Source organism: Pseudomonas sp. NPDC089422 (genome assembly GCF_044749405.1).
Taxonomy (GTDB): Bacteria; Pseudomonadota; Gammaproteobacteria; order Pseudomonadales; family Pseudomonadaceae; genus Aquipseudomonas.
In genome coordinates this window covers 385,098-400,076 of sequence record NZ_JBIVHW010000004.1, presented here as the reverse complement: position 1 = coordinate 400,076, position 14,979 = coordinate 385,098, and the positions used below count along the sequence as shown (strand labels likewise).

Genomic DNA, 14,979 nt, shown 5'->3' with positions numbered 1-14,979 from the left:
ATGTTCAACGACCTGGGTCGACTGGGTAAATACCTGGGGCAGGCAGCCCGCCTGATGGTCGGCATGCCCGACTACGACAACTATGTCGAGCACATGCGCAACAAGCACCCGGACCAGCCGGTGATGACGTACGAGGAATTTTTCCGCGAACGCCAGGAAGCACGTTACGGTGGCAAGTCCGGGCCCAAGTGCTGTTGAACCTGCAACATGCGTGAACCTGTGGGAGGCCGGGCAACCGGCCTCCCACAATCATTTTCAGCTTCAGGAGATTTCTGCGTGCAGACGCCAATTCCCGTTACTGTCCTTACCGGCTTCCTCGGTGCCGGCAAGACCACGCTGCTCAAGCACATGCTCAAGGCCGAACACGGCCTGAAGATCGCCGTGATCGAGAACGAGTTCAGCGAGGCCGGTATCGACAGCCAGTTGCTCGGCGACGAGCCGGTACAGGTCATGACCCTGGCCAACGGCTGCGTGTGCTGCAGCATCCATGGCGACCTGACCCGTGCGCTGTACCTGCTGCTCGAGCGCCTGGACGCTGGCGAGATCGCCTTCGACCGCCTGGTGATCGAATGCACCGGCCTGGCCGACCCGGCACCCGTGGCGCAGACCTTTTTCATTGATGAAGAACTGCGCGATCGCTACATCCTCGACGGCATCATTACCCTGGTCGATGCTGCCCACGCTGAGGTGCACTTGACCCAGACCATCGCCCAGGCCCAGGTCGGTTTTGCCGATCGCCTGCTGCTGAGCAAGACCGACCTGGTCGAACCGGCTGCGGTGGAGGCCCTGCGCGAACGCCTGGCGCGGATCAATGGCCGCGCAGCCATCCGTGCGGTCGAACATGGCCGTATCGACCTCGCCGAGCTGCTCGATGTGCGCGGTTTCAACCTGAACCCGGACCTGGGTGCCAACCTCAAGCCAAGCCTGCGCCCGGTGCTCAAGCCGGCCACGCCGGACCGGATTTCTACCCTGGTGCTGCGCACCGAGACCGCGCTGGACATCAACCGCCTCAGCGACTTCATGAACGAATTGCTGGAAGAGCACGGCAAACAGTTGCTGCGCTACAAGGGCGTGCTGAACATCGCCGGCGAGGAGCGTCGCCTGGTGTTCCAGGGCGTGCTCAAACTCTACGGCTTCGACTGGGATGCCGAATGGGCGACAGGCGAAAACCGTGAGAGCGTGATGGTTTTCATCGCCGATGAACTGCCCGAAGCTAAGATTCGGGCTGGGTTCGAGGCGCTGGCTGCGGGTTGAGCTGGCGCGACGGCTGAGCCTCGAACCACTGCGGCCAGGAGCTGCGGTGGCGTGTCTCGACCTCGATGCACGGGATCAGTCGTTCAGTGAGCACGGCGGTTTGCCGCACGGCCTTGGCGGTGCGGTACTTGACGCTGTGGATGCACTCGCGGTCGCCAAACTCGCAGCGGTTCAGCGCCGTACCCCCGCAAGGGCCGTTGGCCAGGCCTTTGGGGCAGGTTTCGGGGCAGGTGTAGAGGGTGTCTTCCAGGCGGCAGCGGCCGCAGGTATCGCAGCCAATCAGCGGGCGTTTGACCGCCCGTTCCAGCCCGTGCAACACCCGGGCCCCACGCTTGGTTGCCCACAGTGGCTGGCGCACGGTCCAGCCGAACGCCTTGCTGAGCCAGTTGGTGCGGCTGAACAGCAGCGAATGGGCGCCGTGCAGCAGGTGATAACGGACTTTTTCCTTGCCTGAGGCGCTGACGGTCGATTCACCCTGGTGCCAGTTGCCCTGTGGCGGATGGAACGCAACGATGGGCAAGCCTGGCATCTGCCAGCTGTCGGCCCAGGCGGGCGCCCAGTGCTCCAGTGAGTGGATCTGCGCCTGCCAGTGTTCCAGGCGCTCTTCCAATGCCAGCAACTACTTGAGTTCGTGAATCCCCGACAGGTGCACGCCTGCATATCCCATCAGCTTCACACCGATGATCTGCAAGGCCAGGCGGTCGACGCTGCGCGCCTGGGCGAAAGCCTTGGACACCTTGCTTTCGGCTTCAAGCAGGTCGCGCATCGAAGGCGAGACGGTTACCCCCGCCACCTGCTCAAGCATCGTTGCGCGGCCGTGGGTCAGGCTCATCAGGCAGGCCAGCATCGGTTTCGGCGAGGCCTGGCGCTGCATCCAGCGGATGGCTTCCTGATGCTTGCTGGCATCGAAGCCCAGTTGCAGCGTAAGGAAGTCGGCGCCGGCGGCGAGTTTTTTCTCGGCCTTGAAGTATTGTGCGCCGCCTTCTTCCTCGTGGTACTTGAACGGGTTCAATGCCGCCCCGAGCAACCAGTGCGGGCAGGCCTGGCGCGCAATCAGCAGGGCCGCGACCGACTCCAGGTAGCGCACCGGGCGTTCACCGGGTTGGTGCCCAGGCAGGCGGTCGCCGGTGAGCAGCAGCAACTGATCGAGGCCAGCGGCGTCCATGCGCTGCAGCTGTGCCAAAAGATGATGGCGCTCGCGGTCTTTGCCGGAGAAGTGCGGCAGGGCGGGGAGCGGGGTGTTGAACGAGGCGAGGGCGTCCAGTGGCGACATGTCCAGCGGGCTGCCCACGCGGTCGCCAATGGCGACGGTCATGGGCCAGCCGCACAGCTGCCCGCGGGCCATGATCGCTTCCATCGCGGCGAAGCGTTCCGCCGAGGGCTTGGGGACGAATTCCATGACGCAGACGAAGTGTTTTTCGCGCAGCGCGGCTTTCAGCAGGCTCATGGTTCGAGGGCACCTGGCGTATTCAGGTTGGCATTGTGCGGCAGCTTATCGGTCGGGCTCATGTCTGAATACGTAGGGTGCTGCTCTGAACAAGACATTCAGATTCATCGGCATCATGAGCATTTCTTGAGTTCATCTCAAATTTAATGAGTTTGTCTCAGGCGCTAGCCGGTCGGAAAATGCCCTCATTCATTTCGGTACTCTTTTTCGGAACTCTGAGGGACAAGACATGGCACTGGCACACAACCTGGGCTTTCCACGCTTTGGCAGTGATCGCGAGCTGCGTGCCCGCCATTGGCAAGTGCAGAAAGACGCCGGCATCGAGTTGCTGCCAGTTGGCGACTTTGCCTGGTGCGATCAGCCGTTTGCCCAATGCTGGCAGCAACTGTTCGACGAAGTGACCGAAGCCACGGCGTTGGGCCATGTGGTCAAACCCGTGGTGATTGGCCCTTTGACCTACCTGTGGCAGGCCAGCAAAGGCAACGCTGACCTCGACGAGCTGGAACACCTGCTGCCGCTGTATGACCTGGGCTTGAACCGCCTGGCTGCCCTGGGGGCCGAATGGGTGCAGATCGATGAGCCGATCCTGGCCCAGGAACTGCCGCAGGATTGGAAAAACGCTTTCGAACGTGTCTACAACATCCTTCAGCGTGCACCGCTGAAGAAGCTGATCGCCACCTACTCCGGTGGCCTGGAAGGCAACCTCGGCCTGGCCGTCAACCTGCCGGTCGATGGCCTGCACATCGACCTGGTGCAGGCCCCCGATCAGTATCAGACTGTCCTCGACCGCATACCGGCCTACAAGGTGCTGTCGCTCGGCCTGGTCGACGGCCGTAACGCCTCGCCATGCGACCAGGAAAATACCCTGGCTCTGCTGCGCGATGCCCACGACCGCCTGGGTGAGCGGCTGTGGCTGGCCACAGCCTGCCCGTTACTGCACAGCCCGGTGGAGCAGGCCGTGCACAAGTGCCAGGACGTCGCGCGGCTGGCCAGTGGCGTCAATGACGCGGCTGCCCGCGAATTGCGCGCTACGGCCTGATCAACGCTCGATCACCAGTGCGACCCCTTGGCCACCCCCAATGCACAAGGTGGCCAGCCCTTTCTTGGCATCACGCTTGATCATTTCATGCAGCAAGGTCACCAGCACCCGGCAGCCGGACGCACCAATCGGATGCCCCAGGGCAATCGCCCCGCCGTTGACGTTGACCTTGCTCGCATCCCACTCCAGCGCCTTGCCCACTGCCAGTGCCTGCGCGGCAAAGGCCTCGTTGGCTTCGATCAGGTCAAGGTCAGCCAGCTTCCAACCAGCCTTGTCCAGGCAGCGCTGGGTCGCCGACACCGGGCCGATGCCCATGATCGCCGGGTCCACGCCCGCGCTGGCATAACCGGTAATCTTCGCCAGCACCGGCAGCCCCAGGGCCTGGGCCTTGCTGGCGCTCATCAGCAGTACCGCGGCGGCGCCGTCGTTGAGGCTGGAGGCATTGCCAGCGGTGACGCTGCCGTCCTTCCTGAAGGCCGGGCGCAGCTTGGCCAGCGATTCTGCGGTAGTGTCCGGACGGGGCTGTTCATCACGGTCGAAGACCTTGGGCTCGCCCTTTTTCTGCGGCATCACGACCGGGGTGATCTCGTCCTTGAAGCGGCCCGCCTCGATCGCCGCCACGGCCTTGCGCTGCGACTCGGCGGCGAAGGCGTCCTGCTGCTCGCGGCTGAGGCCGTATTTGTCCACCAGGTTCTCGGCAGTGATGCCCATGTGGTAGTCGTTGAAGGCATCCCACAGGCCGTCGCTGATCATGCTGTCGATCAGCTGGCCATGGCCCATGCGCTGGCCGGTGCGCGCAGATGGCATCACATAGGGGGCCAGGCTCATGTTCTCCTGGCCACCGGCGATTACCACCTCGGCGTCACCGCAACGGATTGCCTGCGCCGCGAGGTGCAGGGCCTTCAGGCCCGAGCCGCAGACCTTGTTCAGGGTCAGTGCCGGCACGCTGTAAGGCAGGCCTGCCTTGATCGCGGCCTGGCGCGCCGGGTTCTGCCCGGCACCGGCGGTGAGCACCTGGCCGAGGATCACTTCATCGACCTGGGCCGGGTCCAGCCGGGTCTGCTCCAGCAGCTGCTTGATCACTGCTGCACCGAGGTCGACGGCCGGCACATTGGCAAGGGCCCCCTGGAAACTGCCGATGGCGGTGCGAGTTGCGGCGACGATGACCACGTCGTTCATGTTGTTGTTCTCCGGGCAATGGGCGTAGTGCTGCCAGCATCGGCGGGTTTGGTTGATTTGTTAAGTTTGTTTTTCTTTGTGATTGATGTGAAAAGCCAATCAATCGGGCCGTTGCCGGGTGTGAGCTAAGCTGAACCAGGCTCGCTTCTTACCCGAATGAGACTCTCTCCATGCGTATTGTTTTCACTCTCGCCCCTGCTGCTTGCCAGCGGATCCACGTTCGCCGCCACCCAATGCACCATGGTTGACAAGAGCATCTGGCAAGACCCGAAAAAATTTCAGGCCGAGCTCAAGGATCAGGGCTACAAGATCAACAAGTTCAAGGTCACCAAAGGCAACTGCTACGAGATCTACGGCTTCAACAAGGACGGCAAGAAAGTCGAAATCTACCATGACCCGGTCACTGGCAAGGCGGTCAAGAGCGAGGTCGAGGGCTACTGATTCCCGCCGCCACCTGTCGTTCGCCACGGTGTTCTTCGCCAACTACTTCTTCAACGAAGAGGGTGATGGCTGGCGCCGCTGGCTGGGTTACTACGCCGTTGGCTGCGTGTTGCTGCGTCTGGTGTGGGGCTTCGTCGGGCCGCAGAGTGCGCGCTGGGCCGGCTGGTTGCCCACACACGCGCCTTGCTGCAAGGCAAGCCATTCGATCGCCTTGGCCATTCAATGATAGGCGCGCTGGTGATGGTGATGGTGCTGATGCTGACCTGGCTCGCTGCTATGGCCTGAGCGGATTCTTAGTAGAAGCGGACGTGCTGTGGGGGCGCAGACTGGCCATTGGAAATCTATAGCTTCATCGCCGATGTGCCTGTTGGCAGCGTTGGCCTAGTGCCTGCGCTTGAATGAGGGTCTGCCAATGTCGATGCTGGCCGGCCGCCGTTGCCGGCAGTGATGTACGTCTTGCGATTAATGCCATCTCCAGCAGATGCGATGACATGAATGCCTCTGTGGCGTTCATGTCGTGCCTTGTGTTAGCCTGTAGGTCAACTGGCTGGTGCTGTGAGGGAGTGCTTAGCGCTCAATCAATGAGGAGGGTTCGATTCCCTCCCCAGTTATTATGGCCATACGCGACTCGCAATGAGTCGTTTAATATCTGAATTGTCTGTTTTTACCCCTCTCAGGCTCTTGGCGTTTTCCAGTGATTGAAGATCAATATTTCTTACGCCAATAAGATTTGCTGATCTCAAGTCTGCGTTGGAAAAATTCACTCCTAGGCAGTCAATATTTTTAAAGTTTGAGCTTCTTAACGTTGAATTGGTAAAGTTTGCGTCTTGAATTTCGCAGGTCGTGAAATCTATGCCGTTTAGTTTGGCATTGTTAAATTTTGCTCTTCTCAATGAGCATTGTGCAAAGGTTGTATTTTGCAAAGTTGCTCCTGCTAGGATTATTCCGTCACATAAGCAGTTAGAGAATTCAACGTTTTTCAGAGTGGTGTCTATCAGTAGTGTTGCATGTAGTCTGCATTTTGTGAAGTTGAATGATGTTATAGTCAGCTTGCTTAAGTTTGACTCTGACAGGTTTAGTGAGGTTTCGTTTAAGCTTAAAAGTCGTCTTATTGTGCCGAATGTTTTATAGGGTGCACCTTCGGACTGATAAAATCTTAAGTCTTTGAGCAGCTCTAAATTTTTTGTAATTTCTTCTTTTTTTGTGTTGCGTTGCTCAAACCAGTATAAAACAAGACCCACTACGATCAGGTCAATGAGTGTGCCGTGTGCTTCAACCAATACATTCTCGAAAAAATCTTTAGAATATAGACCCCACGTGGTATTAGGTAATACAGTGCTTGAAACTGATGGCCAAAATCCTGTTATTGCTATTACGATTATGGTTGCAAGTAGCGCAATAATTGAGGTGTTCTTCATGTGCTAAAGGATTCTAGATTATAAATCTTGTTTGGGGGCTGGGTTGGTGTTTGTCTGTGTCGGATCATGGCACCTTTGATCAGATAAAAAAAGTGAGTACTCCCTCTGTAATGTGCATTGACTAGGGATGGATCACGGGATGCTGCTCTTGCGGTTATGCAGATGCAGGATCTGCTTGTAAAATGTGCCTAATAGGAGTTGAAGGTAGTCTAACCCTCAACTCATGGCGCTGGTGCCCCGTAGGGCATCCCATACCACTAACTACCTGACGAGGTACAGACATTGGCCATCATTCATCCTAAGGTTCGCGGTTTCATCTGCACCACGACTCACCCGAAGGGCTGCGAGCTCAACGTCCGTGACCAGATCGAAGCCACCCGCAAGCTGGGCGTGCGCGAGGATGGCCCGAAGAAGGTCCTGGTCATCGGCGCTTCCAGTGGCTACGGCCTGGCAGCCCGCATCACTGCGGCCTTCGGCTTCAAGGCCGACACCCTGGGCGTGTTCTTCGAAAAGCCAGGTACCGAGACCAAGGCCGGTACCGCCGGCTGGTACAACGCTGCCGCCTTCGACAAGTTCGCCAAGGCCGAGGGCCTGTACAGCAAGTCGATCAATGGTGACGCCTTCTCCGACGAAGCCCGCGCCAAGGTCATCGAGCTGATCAAGAACGAAATGGGTGGCAAGGTCGACCTGGTCATCTACTCGCTGGCGTCCCCTGTGCGCAAGCTGCCGCAGACCGGTGAACTGATCCGTTCGGCACTGAAGCCGATCGGCCAGCCGTACAAGTCGACCGCCATCGACACCAACAAGGACACCATCATCGAGGCCAGCATCGAGCCGGCCACCGAGCAGGAAATCGCCGACACCGTCACCGTCATGGGCGGCCAGGACTGGCAGCTGTGGATCGACGCCCTGGCGGGTGCTGACGTGCTGGCCGAAGGCGCGCGTACCGTGGCCTTCAGCTACATCGGCACCGAGATCACCTGGCCGATCTACTGGCACGGCGCCCTGGGCCAGGCCAAGCAGGACCTGGACGAAACCGCACTGCGCCTGGACAAGAAACTGGCCGGCGAAGTGAAGGGCGGCGCCAACGTGGCCGTGCTGAAGTCGGTGGTCACCCAGGCCAGCTCGGCCATCCCGGTGATGCCGCTGTACCTGTCGATGGTCTTCAAGATCATGCAGGAAAAGGGTGTGCACGAAGGCACCCAGGACCAGCTGGACCGCATGTTCCGCGATCGCATGTACCGTGCCGATGGCGCCCCGGCCGAAGTGGACGAGAAAGCCCGCCTGCGCCTGGACGACTGGGAGCTGCGCGACGACGTACAGGACGCGTGCAAGGCCATGTGGCCGCAAGTGACCACCGAGAACCTGTTCGAGCTGACCGACTACGCCGGTTACAAGAAGCAGTTCCTCAACCTGTTCGGCTTCGAGCGCGCTGACGTCAACTATGACGAAGACGTGGCGACCGATGTGAAGTTCGACTGCATCGAGCTGTAAGTCGATGTAAAAGATGGGGGCCGATACAGGCCCCCATTTTTTTGCTAGTTTTGGCGCACAACAACAGGAAGTGCGCCATGAGCAGCCTCACCCAACCCGCCATTGCCTTTCGCCAGGCTGCGGCCGACGGCTATAGCCTCGGCGGCTTCTGCTGGCGTCACGCTCATCCCGACGCCCGGCGTCCGCTGGTGATCATCAACGCGGCCACTTCGGTACGCTGCCGCTATTACGCGCGTTTTGCCGACTACCTGTTCGCCCAAGGCTGCGATGTGCTGGCCTACGACTACCGCGGTATCGGCGAATCACGCCCGCACTCGCTGCGCGGCTTCCAGGCTTCGTGGAGCGATTGGGGCCGGCTGGATTTCGAGGCCATGCTGGCGCACGCCGCCGAGCATTTTCCCGGTCAGCCGGTGGACGTGGTGGGCCACAGTTTTGGTGGTTGCGCCGTGGGCCTGGCGCCGTCGGCCGGGCAGGTACGGCGGGTGGTGATGGTCGGTGCGCAATTCGCCTACTGGCGCGACTATGCCGCCGATCAGCGCTGGCAGCTGTTCGGCAAGTGGCATGTGGTGATGCCGTTGCTGACCCGTGTCTTTGGCTATTTCCCCGGTAAGCGCCTTGGCTGGCTTGAGGATACGCCCGCCGGCGTGGTGCATGACTGGACGACTCGCACACCACGCTACGAACAGCGCCCGAGCGGGCGCGGCCTGGCAGCGTTGCCCTTCGCTCAAGTAAAGGCCGCGACCCTGGCCATCAGCCTGACGGATGACCCGTTTGGCACCGTGGCGGCGACCGAGCGGTTATTGGGATATCTGCCGGCGGCGCAGCGGCGGCATTTGCGGATTGCGCCTGTGGATATCTCGGTCGATGAGATTGGCCATTTCGCGTTCTTCCATGACCGTTTTCGCGAGAGCCTGTGGCCAATTGCGTTGCAGTGGTTGAAGCAGGGCGGGCTGATAGATGGCGTGCCAGGGACGACTATCAGTTGAAATTCTGGGGCCGCAAAGCGGCCCCGGCAATCTCAAACGTTGCGCGAGAGAGGCAGCTCGGCGAACTTCACGCCAGCCAGCCCATGCTTGATCAGTGCGCGGATATTGCCATGGTCACTGCCCTCAGGCGTGGCCAGCACGTCACGGTAGTGCTCGCCGAAGGCCAACAGCGCTTCGTGGTCGCTCAGGCCTTCCAGCAGGGCCAGGCCCAGGGTCTTGCACGAGCCTTCGTTCTGCCCGGCGGCATTCTCCACGCCACCGTTGTTGAAGGCCTGGGGCTGGTAGCTGTAGTTGCCGGCGATGAAGGCCAGGGTGTCGGCAAAGGCGTGTTGGCCGCTGGCCAGGCTGGTGCGCAGGGTGTTCAGATCAGTCACGAGGTTTTCCTTGTTCAAACGCCGCTTGCTGCTCGGCGCTGGCTTCTTTCTGGTATTGGGCTTTCCACTCGGCGTAGGGCATGCCGTACACCGCTTCGCGGGCGTCATCCAGGCTGATGTCGACCTGGCGCTCGTCGGCGGCGGCCTTGTACCACTTGGACAGGCAGTTGCGGCAGAAGCCGGAGAGGTTCATCAGGTCGATGTTCTGCACGTCGGTGCGTTTTTGCAGGTGTTCGACCAGGCGCCGGAACGCGGCGGCTTCGAGTTCGAGCTGTTGTTGCTCAGTCATGGCAGTCTCTCAGATCATGCGGTTCTTCAGGTGGCGGCCACCGTTGATGACCACCTGGCTGCCGGTGCTGTACTGGCTGGCGAGCAGGTATTTCACCGTCTCGATCAGGGGCCCGGCGCCGGGTTCGAATTCCAGCAGGGCCTTTTTCAGGGTTTGCTGGCGGTAGGCCTCGTCACCGCCTTCCTTGAGGATCAGCAGGCCCGGCAGGATACCGTTGACGTGCACCTTGGGCGCGTATTTTTCGGCGAACGACAACACCATGTTCTGCAGCGCGGCCTTGGTCGCGGCGTAGCCGATGTGGCCTTTGCTGCCACGCGAGGAGGTTTCGTCGCAGATGTGGATGATGTCGGCCTTGTCGACCTTGTTGAGCAGCTCGCCGAGCGCCAGGTTGAGGTGGTACGGCGCTTCGACGTGCAGGCGGAACATGGTCTCGAGGTTGTCGAGGTCGTCGTCGAGCCACAGCGAGGCGTTGTGGATGATTGCGCGCAGACCGTCGTAATTGCGCTGCAGGTGGTCGATCAGCGCTTCACGGTCGGCTTTGACGCAGAGGTCGGCCTGGAAATGCACGATGTTCGGGTGCACGGACTGCGGCTGCAGGCTGCGGCTGGCACTGACCACCGTGTGGCCGGCCTGAGCCAGTTCAAGGGCCAGGGCCAGCCCGACGCGCTGGCTGGCGCCGGTGACGAGAATAGGGCTGTTCATGTGCGGGCGGTCAACTTGTCTGTCCTGTCGTTGCCGCCCAGCATACCCGAACTGTTCCCTCTTGATGACCCCGCCTCAGCGGCTGCGCAGCGCCGGGTTGGCTGCTGGCGTGGCATGCAGCCAGTTGGCCAGCAGGCGGGTGGACAGGGGGATGAAGAGGTAGACCATGACCGGCGTCAGGGCCAGCGTGCTGAGCAAGACCCGGGGTACCAGTTCGAGCGTCGCGAGCCAGTGCCCGAACAAGACGTTGAACAGCAGCGAGACCGGGAAGAAGGCCAGCCAGATGGCCACGGCCTGCTTCCAGCGCGGCGGCTTTTGCACCATGTTGGTGCCAAACCAGTCGTCAATGCCGCTGACACGCCTCTCTTTGGGGCGTTCGAACAAGCCGTTACCGCGAGCCAGCCAGGCCCGGCGCGAGGCGGAGTGCTCCCAGGCGTGCAGGGTAGGCTCGTCGCTGAAACGGAAAATGATCTGAAATTCGTCGTTGTCGCGGGGCGGAGCGAGGATGCCCGAACCGAGGTAGCCGGGGAAGTCGGTAGCCAGCTGCTCGCCTTCGTGCAGCCAGGCCAGCAGGTCCTGGTAGCGGCCATGGGCGGCGCGGCGCGACACCATCAAGGTGACGGGTGGGGTAGACATCGTGTATCTCCTGGCGACGGGGCTGGCGGGTAGCTGGCCCCTTGGCTGCGTGGCCCGGGGTGGTGGGCAACGTCAAAGCGCATGCAAGAATCGGGCGCGAAGCTTCATCGTGGTGACATTGTCGCCTTCACAATTGTTCGCAAACGGTTGCTGGCTTGCGGCACAGCGTGTCGTAGTAGAATGCCCGTTCAACTTCCGCACACAGGTTACTCAGTGCAGATGAACAAACAGGGATGTAGCCCGGACATCGAGGCGGGCCTGCAACATCAGGACTTGTTTCCGATCCGCGAGGTTTCCCGCCTGACTGGCGTCAACGCCGTGACCTTGCGCGCCTGGGAGCGCCGCTACGGGCTGATCCAGCCGACACGCACCGAGAGCGGTCACCGGCTGTATTCTCAGGCGGATATCGAACAGGTCCGGAGCATCCTGGGTTGGCTCGAGCGTGGTGTGGCGGTCAGCAAGGTCGGGGGCATTCTCGCCCGCGGCCAGGCAGTCGCCCATGGCGTGATTTCTGCTGATAACAGAACGCACTGGCAGGCCCAGGTACGCCAGGCTGTGAATCGCTTCGACGCGCCGAGCCTCGACCGGCTGTTCGACCAAGTGTTCGCGGCAATCGCCCTGGACCAGGTGTTCGGCGAAGTGTTCTTGCCCGTGTGGCATGATCTGGCGGCGGGGCAGGGGGCATTTGGCCAAACCAGCGAGTGGTTGTTCCTCGACCAGTTCTTGCGTGGCCGGGTGTTCTCCCGGTTGCAGCTTGCTCGTCAGCCGCGCGCCCGTCATGTGCTGCTGGCTCCGCTTCCCGGGTTGTGCCACGAGCTGGAACTGCTGGTGACCGGGTTGCTTCTGGGTGGAGATGACCTTGGCGTGAGTCTGCTCATGCCCGGCCAGTCGCTGGAAGAATTGCCGCTGGTGTGTGAGCGCCTGCGGCCGGATGCGCTGGTGCTGTTTGCCAACCATTCGCCGACAGTCGAATTGAACAAGCGCCTGAGGCGCCTTGCCGCAGGCCTGGAATGCCCATTGCTATTGGCTGGCGAGGCGGCCGAAAACGCCCAGGACGGCCTTGCGGGTAGCCCGGTTGCGTGCCTGGGTGCGGACGGTGAGGTGATGCGCAGGCGCTTGCGACAGTATCTGGCCGGTCAGCTCGATACCTGATCGTGCAGCTCTGGATGGGCCTGGCGATGGGCCTGGAGGATGTACTCGCGCAATCGGTCGATTTCTTCGGCGGGGCTGCGGCTGAGGTCGTAGGCGGCCAAGTCCTGGCCGATACGCCGACGCAGCCTGCCATGCAGGCCGATCGGGTTGATGCCATCCGGGGCGAAATGCAGGTCGAAGCGCGACGGGGCCTTGGCCCGGCCACGCACCTCGAGCAGTGCACCCTTGAATGAAATGTCCCGCACCAGCAGGCCGCTGGCCTTGCCCTGGGCATCCAGCAAGGCGCTGGGCTGCTCCATCGACAGGCGCCAGGGGCGCAGCATGGGGCCATCGTCTTCGTAGATTTCCGGTGAGCCGATCTGCAGGTGAACGGCATGAAACTCGTCTTCCACCAGCTGCAGCGGGAAGCTGATCTGCTGGTTGTTGAACTGCGCCTGCAGGGTTACCTGCTCGTTGGCCACCAGGCGGGCGAGCAGGGACTGAATACGGCGATCTCCATTGACCAGCAGGCTCGACATGGGGTCGGCCAGGTTCAATTGCGGGGATTGCTGCATGTCCTGGATGAAATCCAGTTCGTCCTGAGTCAGGAGCGCTTCTGCTTGCATGATCGAACTCGGTGATGACGATTTCTTCAACGGGAATTGACCGTGCTCAAAGCGCTTGGTTCAGCCGCGTTCGTCGGAATTCCGACGAGCGTGCATTTCGGCCAGTTCGCGCTCAAGTTCGACCTGGCGGCTGACGTCTTTCTGGATACCGATGAAATAGGTGCGTTGATCGGCATCGTGCCTCACCGGGGTGATCGACAGTTCGTTCCAGAATGCGCTGCCATCCTTGCGATAATTACGCAGTATTTCACGGCAGGGACGGCCTTCGGCCAAGGCTTTGCGAATGCGTGCCCGGCCCAGCTGATCGCGATCATCGGCCTGCAGGAAGCGGCAATCCTGATAGAGGATTTCGTCTCGGCTATAGCCAGTCAGGCGTTCGAAGGCCGCATTCACGTAGATCAGGATGGTGTCGTCGCCTTCCTGTTCGGCGACCACGATCCCGTCGTTGGAGGCGTCGACCATCGATTGCAAAAGCAGCGCGTTGATCATGTCTGGACCATGGGCAATGAAGGGGGCTTTGGTAGAGGCTTTGGTAGAGGCGGCCTTTTGCCGGCGCCGAATGCTAGTATCCTACGATTTCACTCAGTTTCGGAATCCTCTTCCTGATGAAAGTCGCCATTATTTCCGGTTCGGTGTACGGCACCGCCGAAGAAGTCGCCCGCCATGCGGAGTCGTTGCTCAAGGCTGCAGGCTTTGACGCCTGGCATGCTGCCCGTGCTACCCAGCAGGATCTCGAGGGGTTTTTCCCTGAAGCGTTGCTCGCGGTGACTTCGACCACAGGCATGGGTGAGCTGCCGGATAACCTGATGCCGCTGTTCAGCAGCATTCGCGACACCCTGCCAGCGGCCTGGCGTGGGCTGCCGGGCGCGGTGATTGCCCTGGGTGATTCCAGCTATGGCGATACCTATTGCGGCGGCGGCGAGCAGATGCGCGAACTGTTTGCCGAACTGGGCGTACGGGAAGTGCTGCCGATGCTGAAGCTCGATGCCAGTGAGACCGTGACCCCAGAGGCTGATGCCGAGCCTTGGCTGGCAGAGCTTGCTCAAGCATTGAAAGCTTGAGGTGGCTCCTCCTGCAACAATTCGAGCCAGGCTTGCGCCGCGCGCGACAGGTAGGCTCCGCGGCGCCAGATGAAGGCGATATCCCAGCGTAGATCTGTCGGCGCCTTCAGCGGCAAGCGCACCACCCCGGGGCGCTCCAGCGCTTTTGCCACCACACGGGGCAGCAGCACCACGCCCTGGCCAGCCGCGACCAGTGCCACCAGGAAGTCCGCCTGGCCGCTGCGGCCACCTTCCTTCGGCGTGAAGCCTTGCTGCTGGCAAGCCTTGAGCAAGCGGTCGTTGAGCACGAAACTGCGTTGGTACAGCAGGAACGGTGTATCCGCCAGCTGCTTCAGGCTCACCTGGTCCAGCGCGGCCAGCGCATGCCCGGCCGGCAGCAGGGCATCCAGCGGTTCATTGCAGAACGGCTGGTATTCGAACGCCGGGTCGCTCGGGGTGAGGCTGCCGCCCAGCTCCAGTTCGCCACTCTTCACCGCCTGTTCGACGCTACGGCTGCCGCCTTCCAGCAGCTGAACGGCGATGTTCGGATGACGCCTGCGGTATTCGGCGAACAACCCGGCGAACAAGGTATCGCTGCCCAGCATCGGCAAGCCCAGGCGCAACTCACCGCGAGCCATCTGACTGAGGTCGTCGAGCTCGCTGAGCAGCGCCTGACGCTCGCGCAGCAGCGTTTCGCCGCGCGCCAGCACGATGCGCCCCGCCGCCGTCAGATGCAGCTGCGAGGCCTGACGCTCGAGCAGTGGCTGGCCCACATCTTGCTCCAGCTGGGCGACCTGTTTGCTCACGGCGGACTGGCTGATATGCAACGTTTGGGCGGCTTGGGTAAAGCCGCCGCGATGGACGACTTCGATGAAGCTGCGCAGCTGTTTGAATTCCATGGTTGCGATTCCATTGTGGAATGG

At 61.3% G+C, this 14,979-nt stretch carries 17 protein-coding genes and 2 pseudogenes; 9 read left to right on the top strand and 10 right to left on the bottom strand.

The window, feature by feature from the left end:
* A complete protein-coding gene (locus ACIPZ8_RS10540) occupies window positions 1-198 on the top strand; it encodes a YbdD/YjiX family protein (protein ID WP_400722370.1) in 198 nt (65 codons plus the stop codon).
* A gap of 78 nt (window positions 199-276) precedes the next feature.
* Window positions 277-1,254 carry a GTPase gene (yjiA, locus tag ACIPZ8_RS10535; protein ID WP_400722367.1) on the top strand — a complete coding sequence of 326 codons (978 nt, stop codon included), beginning with the start codon at window positions 277-279 and terminating at the stop codon, window positions 1,252-1,254.
* On the opposite strand, the pseudogene ACIPZ8_RS10530 reads toward yjiA, so the two are convergent.
* Window positions 1,214-2,701: pseudogene (locus ACIPZ8_RS10530) on the bottom strand (methylenetetrahydrofolate reductase C-terminal domain-containing protein). The gene yjiA and the pseudogene ACIPZ8_RS10530 overlap by 41 nt on opposite strands.
* 229 nt (window positions 2,702-2,930) lie before the next feature.
* Between ACIPZ8_RS10530 and ACIPZ8_RS10525 the strand changes: the two are divergent.
* Entirely contained in the window at window positions 2,931-3,740 is an 810-nt protein-coding gene (locus tag ACIPZ8_RS10525) for a 5-methyltetrahydropteroyltriglutamate--homocysteine methyltransferase (RefSeq protein WP_400722364.1), read from the top strand.
* On the opposite strand, the gene ACIPZ8_RS10520 is transcribed toward ACIPZ8_RS10525, so the two are convergent.
* Window positions 3,741-4,919, bottom strand: coding sequence for an acetyl-CoA C-acetyltransferase (locus ACIPZ8_RS10520; RefSeq protein WP_400722361.1), 1,179 nt, complete (start codon window positions 4,917-4,919; stop codon window positions 3,741-3,743).
* Window positions 4,920-5,075: 156 nt separating this feature from the next.
* Here ACIPZ8_RS10520 and ACIPZ8_RS10515 point away from each other — a divergent pair, with 156 nt between their 5' ends.
* A complete protein-coding gene (locus tag ACIPZ8_RS10515) occupies window positions 5,076-5,360 on the top strand; it encodes a PepSY domain-containing protein (RefSeq protein ID WP_400722358.1) in 285 nt (94 codons plus the stop codon).
* Window positions 5,311-5,808, top strand: a pseudogene (locus ACIPZ8_RS10510) (cytochrome b/b6 domain-containing protein). The gene ACIPZ8_RS10515 and the pseudogene ACIPZ8_RS10510 overlap by 50 nt, the downstream one beginning before the upstream one ends.
* Before the next feature lie 163 nt (window positions 5,809-5,971).
* Here ACIPZ8_RS10510 and ACIPZ8_RS10505 read toward each other — a convergent pair.
* Window positions 5,972-6,778, bottom strand: a complete 807-nt coding sequence (locus ACIPZ8_RS10505) for a pentapeptide repeat-containing protein (RefSeq protein ID WP_400722355.1) — start codon at window positions 6,776-6,778, stop codon at window positions 5,972-5,974.
* Between the two features lie 282 nt (window positions 6,779-7,060).
* Here ACIPZ8_RS10505 and fabV point away from each other — a divergent pair, with 282 nt between their 5' ends.
* Window positions 7,061-8,272, top strand: coding sequence for an enoyl-ACP reductase FabV (gene fabV, locus ACIPZ8_RS10500; RefSeq protein WP_085674987.1), 1,212 nt, complete (start codon window positions 7,061-7,063; stop codon window positions 8,270-8,272).
* A 77-nt stretch (window positions 8,273-8,349) separates the two neighbouring features.
* Window positions 8,350-9,258, top strand: a complete 909-nt coding sequence (locus ACIPZ8_RS10495) for an alpha/beta fold hydrolase (RefSeq protein ID WP_400722352.1) — start codon at window positions 8,350-8,352, stop codon at window positions 9,256-9,258.
* A gap of 32 nt (window positions 9,259-9,290) precedes the next feature.
* Here the strand turns inward: ACIPZ8_RS10495 and ACIPZ8_RS10490 are convergent, their stop codons facing one another.
* The 4 genes from ACIPZ8_RS10490 to ACIPZ8_RS10475 all read right to left on the bottom strand — a co-directional run bounded on the left by ACIPZ8_RS10490 (window position 9,291) and on the right by ACIPZ8_RS10475 (window position 11,259).
* On the bottom strand, window positions 9,291-9,632 hold the full coding sequence (locus ACIPZ8_RS10490) for a HopJ type III effector protein (protein ID WP_400722349.1): 342 nt from the start codon (window positions 9,630-9,632) through the stop codon (window positions 9,291-9,293).
* On the bottom strand, window positions 9,625-9,921 hold the full coding sequence (locus ACIPZ8_RS10485) for a DUF1244 domain-containing protein (protein WP_054884724.1): 297 nt from the start codon (window positions 9,919-9,921) through the stop codon (window positions 9,625-9,627). The genes ACIPZ8_RS10490 and ACIPZ8_RS10485 overlap by 8 nt, the downstream gene beginning before the upstream one ends.
* Window positions 9,922-9,930: 9 nt before the next feature.
* Window positions 9,931-10,623: a dihydromonapterin reductase gene (gene folM, locus ACIPZ8_RS10480; RefSeq protein ID WP_400722346.1), complete on the bottom strand. Its 693-nt coding sequence runs from the start codon at window positions 10,621-10,623 to the stop codon at window positions 9,931-9,933.
* A 75-nt stretch (window positions 10,624-10,698) separates the two neighbouring features.
* Window positions 10,699-11,259, bottom strand: coding sequence for an antibiotic biosynthesis monooxygenase (locus ACIPZ8_RS10475; RefSeq protein WP_400722343.1), 561 nt, complete (start codon window positions 11,257-11,259; stop codon window positions 10,699-10,701).
* A 219-nt stretch (window positions 11,260-11,478) separates the two neighbouring features.
* Between ACIPZ8_RS10475 and ACIPZ8_RS10470 the strand changes: the two genes are divergently transcribed.
* Complete coding sequence (locus ACIPZ8_RS10470; protein ID WP_400722340.1) at window positions 11,479-12,411, top strand: MerR family transcriptional regulator; 933 nt, start codon at window positions 11,479-11,481, stop codon at window positions 12,409-12,411.
* Here the strand turns inward: ACIPZ8_RS10470 and ACIPZ8_RS10465 are convergent.
* Both ACIPZ8_RS10465 and ACIPZ8_RS10460 read right to left on the bottom strand, forming a co-directional pair.
* Complete coding sequence (locus ACIPZ8_RS10465) at window positions 12,396-13,016, bottom strand: hypothetical protein (protein WP_400722338.1); 621 nt, start codon at window positions 13,014-13,016, stop codon at window positions 12,396-12,398. The genes ACIPZ8_RS10470 and ACIPZ8_RS10465 overlap by 16 nt on opposite strands.
* A 60-nt stretch (window positions 13,017-13,076) precedes the next feature.
* Window positions 13,077-13,505, bottom strand: a complete 429-nt coding sequence (locus ACIPZ8_RS10460; RefSeq protein WP_400722335.1) for a PAS domain S-box protein — start codon at window positions 13,503-13,505, stop codon at window positions 13,077-13,079.
* 116 nt (window positions 13,506-13,621) lie between these two features.
* On the opposite strand from ACIPZ8_RS10460, the gene ACIPZ8_RS10455 reads away from it, so the two are divergent.
* Window positions 13,622-14,077, top strand: a complete 456-nt coding sequence (locus ACIPZ8_RS10455; RefSeq protein WP_400722332.1) for a flavodoxin — start codon at window positions 13,622-13,624, stop codon at window positions 14,075-14,077.
* Here the strand turns inward: ACIPZ8_RS10455 and ACIPZ8_RS10450 are convergent.
* A complete protein-coding gene (locus tag ACIPZ8_RS10450; RefSeq protein ID WP_400722329.1) occupies window positions 14,059-14,955 on the bottom strand; it encodes a LysR family transcriptional regulator in 897 nt (298 codons plus the stop codon). The genes ACIPZ8_RS10455 and ACIPZ8_RS10450 overlap by 19 nt on opposite strands.
* Between the last annotated feature and the right edge of the window lie 24 nt (window positions 14,956-14,979).

Coding starts and splice junctions, on each gene's coding strand:
- ACIPZ8_RS10495 (WP_400722352.1), top strand. CDS start 8,350: ATGAGCAGCCTCACCCAACCCGCCATTGCCTTTCGCCAGGCTGCGGCC.
- ACIPZ8_RS10520 (WP_400722361.1), bottom strand. CDS start 4,919: ATGAACGACGTGGTCATCGTCGCCGCAACTCGCACCGCCATCGGCAGT.
- ACIPZ8_RS10455 (WP_400722332.1), top strand. CDS start 13,622: ATGAAAGTCGCCATTATTTCCGGTTCGGTGTACGGCACCGCCGAAGAA.
- ACIPZ8_RS10515 (WP_400722358.1), top strand. CDS start 5,076: ATGAGACTCTCTCCATGCGTATTGTTTTCACTCTCGCCCCTGCTGCTT.
- ACIPZ8_RS10465 (WP_400722338.1), bottom strand. CDS start 13,016: ATGCAAGCAGAAGCGCTCCTGACTCAGGACGAACTGGATTTCATCCAG.
- folM (WP_400722346.1), bottom strand. CDS start 10,623: ATGAACAGCCCTATTCTCGTCACCGGCGCCAGCCAGCGCGTCGGGCTG.
- ACIPZ8_RS10525 (WP_400722364.1), top strand. CDS start 2,931: ATGGCACTGGCACACAACCTGGGCTTTCCACGCTTTGGCAGTGATCGC.
- ACIPZ8_RS10485 (WP_054884724.1), bottom strand. CDS start 9,921: ATGACTGAGCAACAACAGCTCGAACTCGAAGCCGCCGCGTTCCGGCGC.
- ACIPZ8_RS10460 (WP_400722335.1), bottom strand. CDS start 13,505: ATGATCAACGCGCTGCTTTTGCAATCGATGGTCGACGCCTCCAACGAC.
- ACIPZ8_RS10470 (WP_400722340.1), top strand. CDS start 11,479: ATGAACAAACAGGGATGTAGCCCGGACATCGAGGCGGGCCTGCAACAT.
- ACIPZ8_RS10475 (WP_400722343.1), bottom strand. CDS start 11,259: ATGTCTACCCCACCCGTCACCTTGATGGTGTCGCGCCGCGCCGCCCAT.
- ACIPZ8_RS10505 (WP_400722355.1), bottom strand. CDS start 6,778: ATGAAGAACACCTCAATTATTGCGCTACTTGCAACCATAATCGTAATA.
- ACIPZ8_RS10450 (WP_400722329.1), bottom strand. CDS start 14,955: ATGGAATTCAAACAGCTGCGCAGCTTCATCGAAGTCGTCCATCGCGGC.
- ACIPZ8_RS10540 (WP_400722370.1), top strand. CDS start 1: ATGTTCAACGACCTGGGTCGACTGGGTAAATACCTGGGGCAGGCAGCC.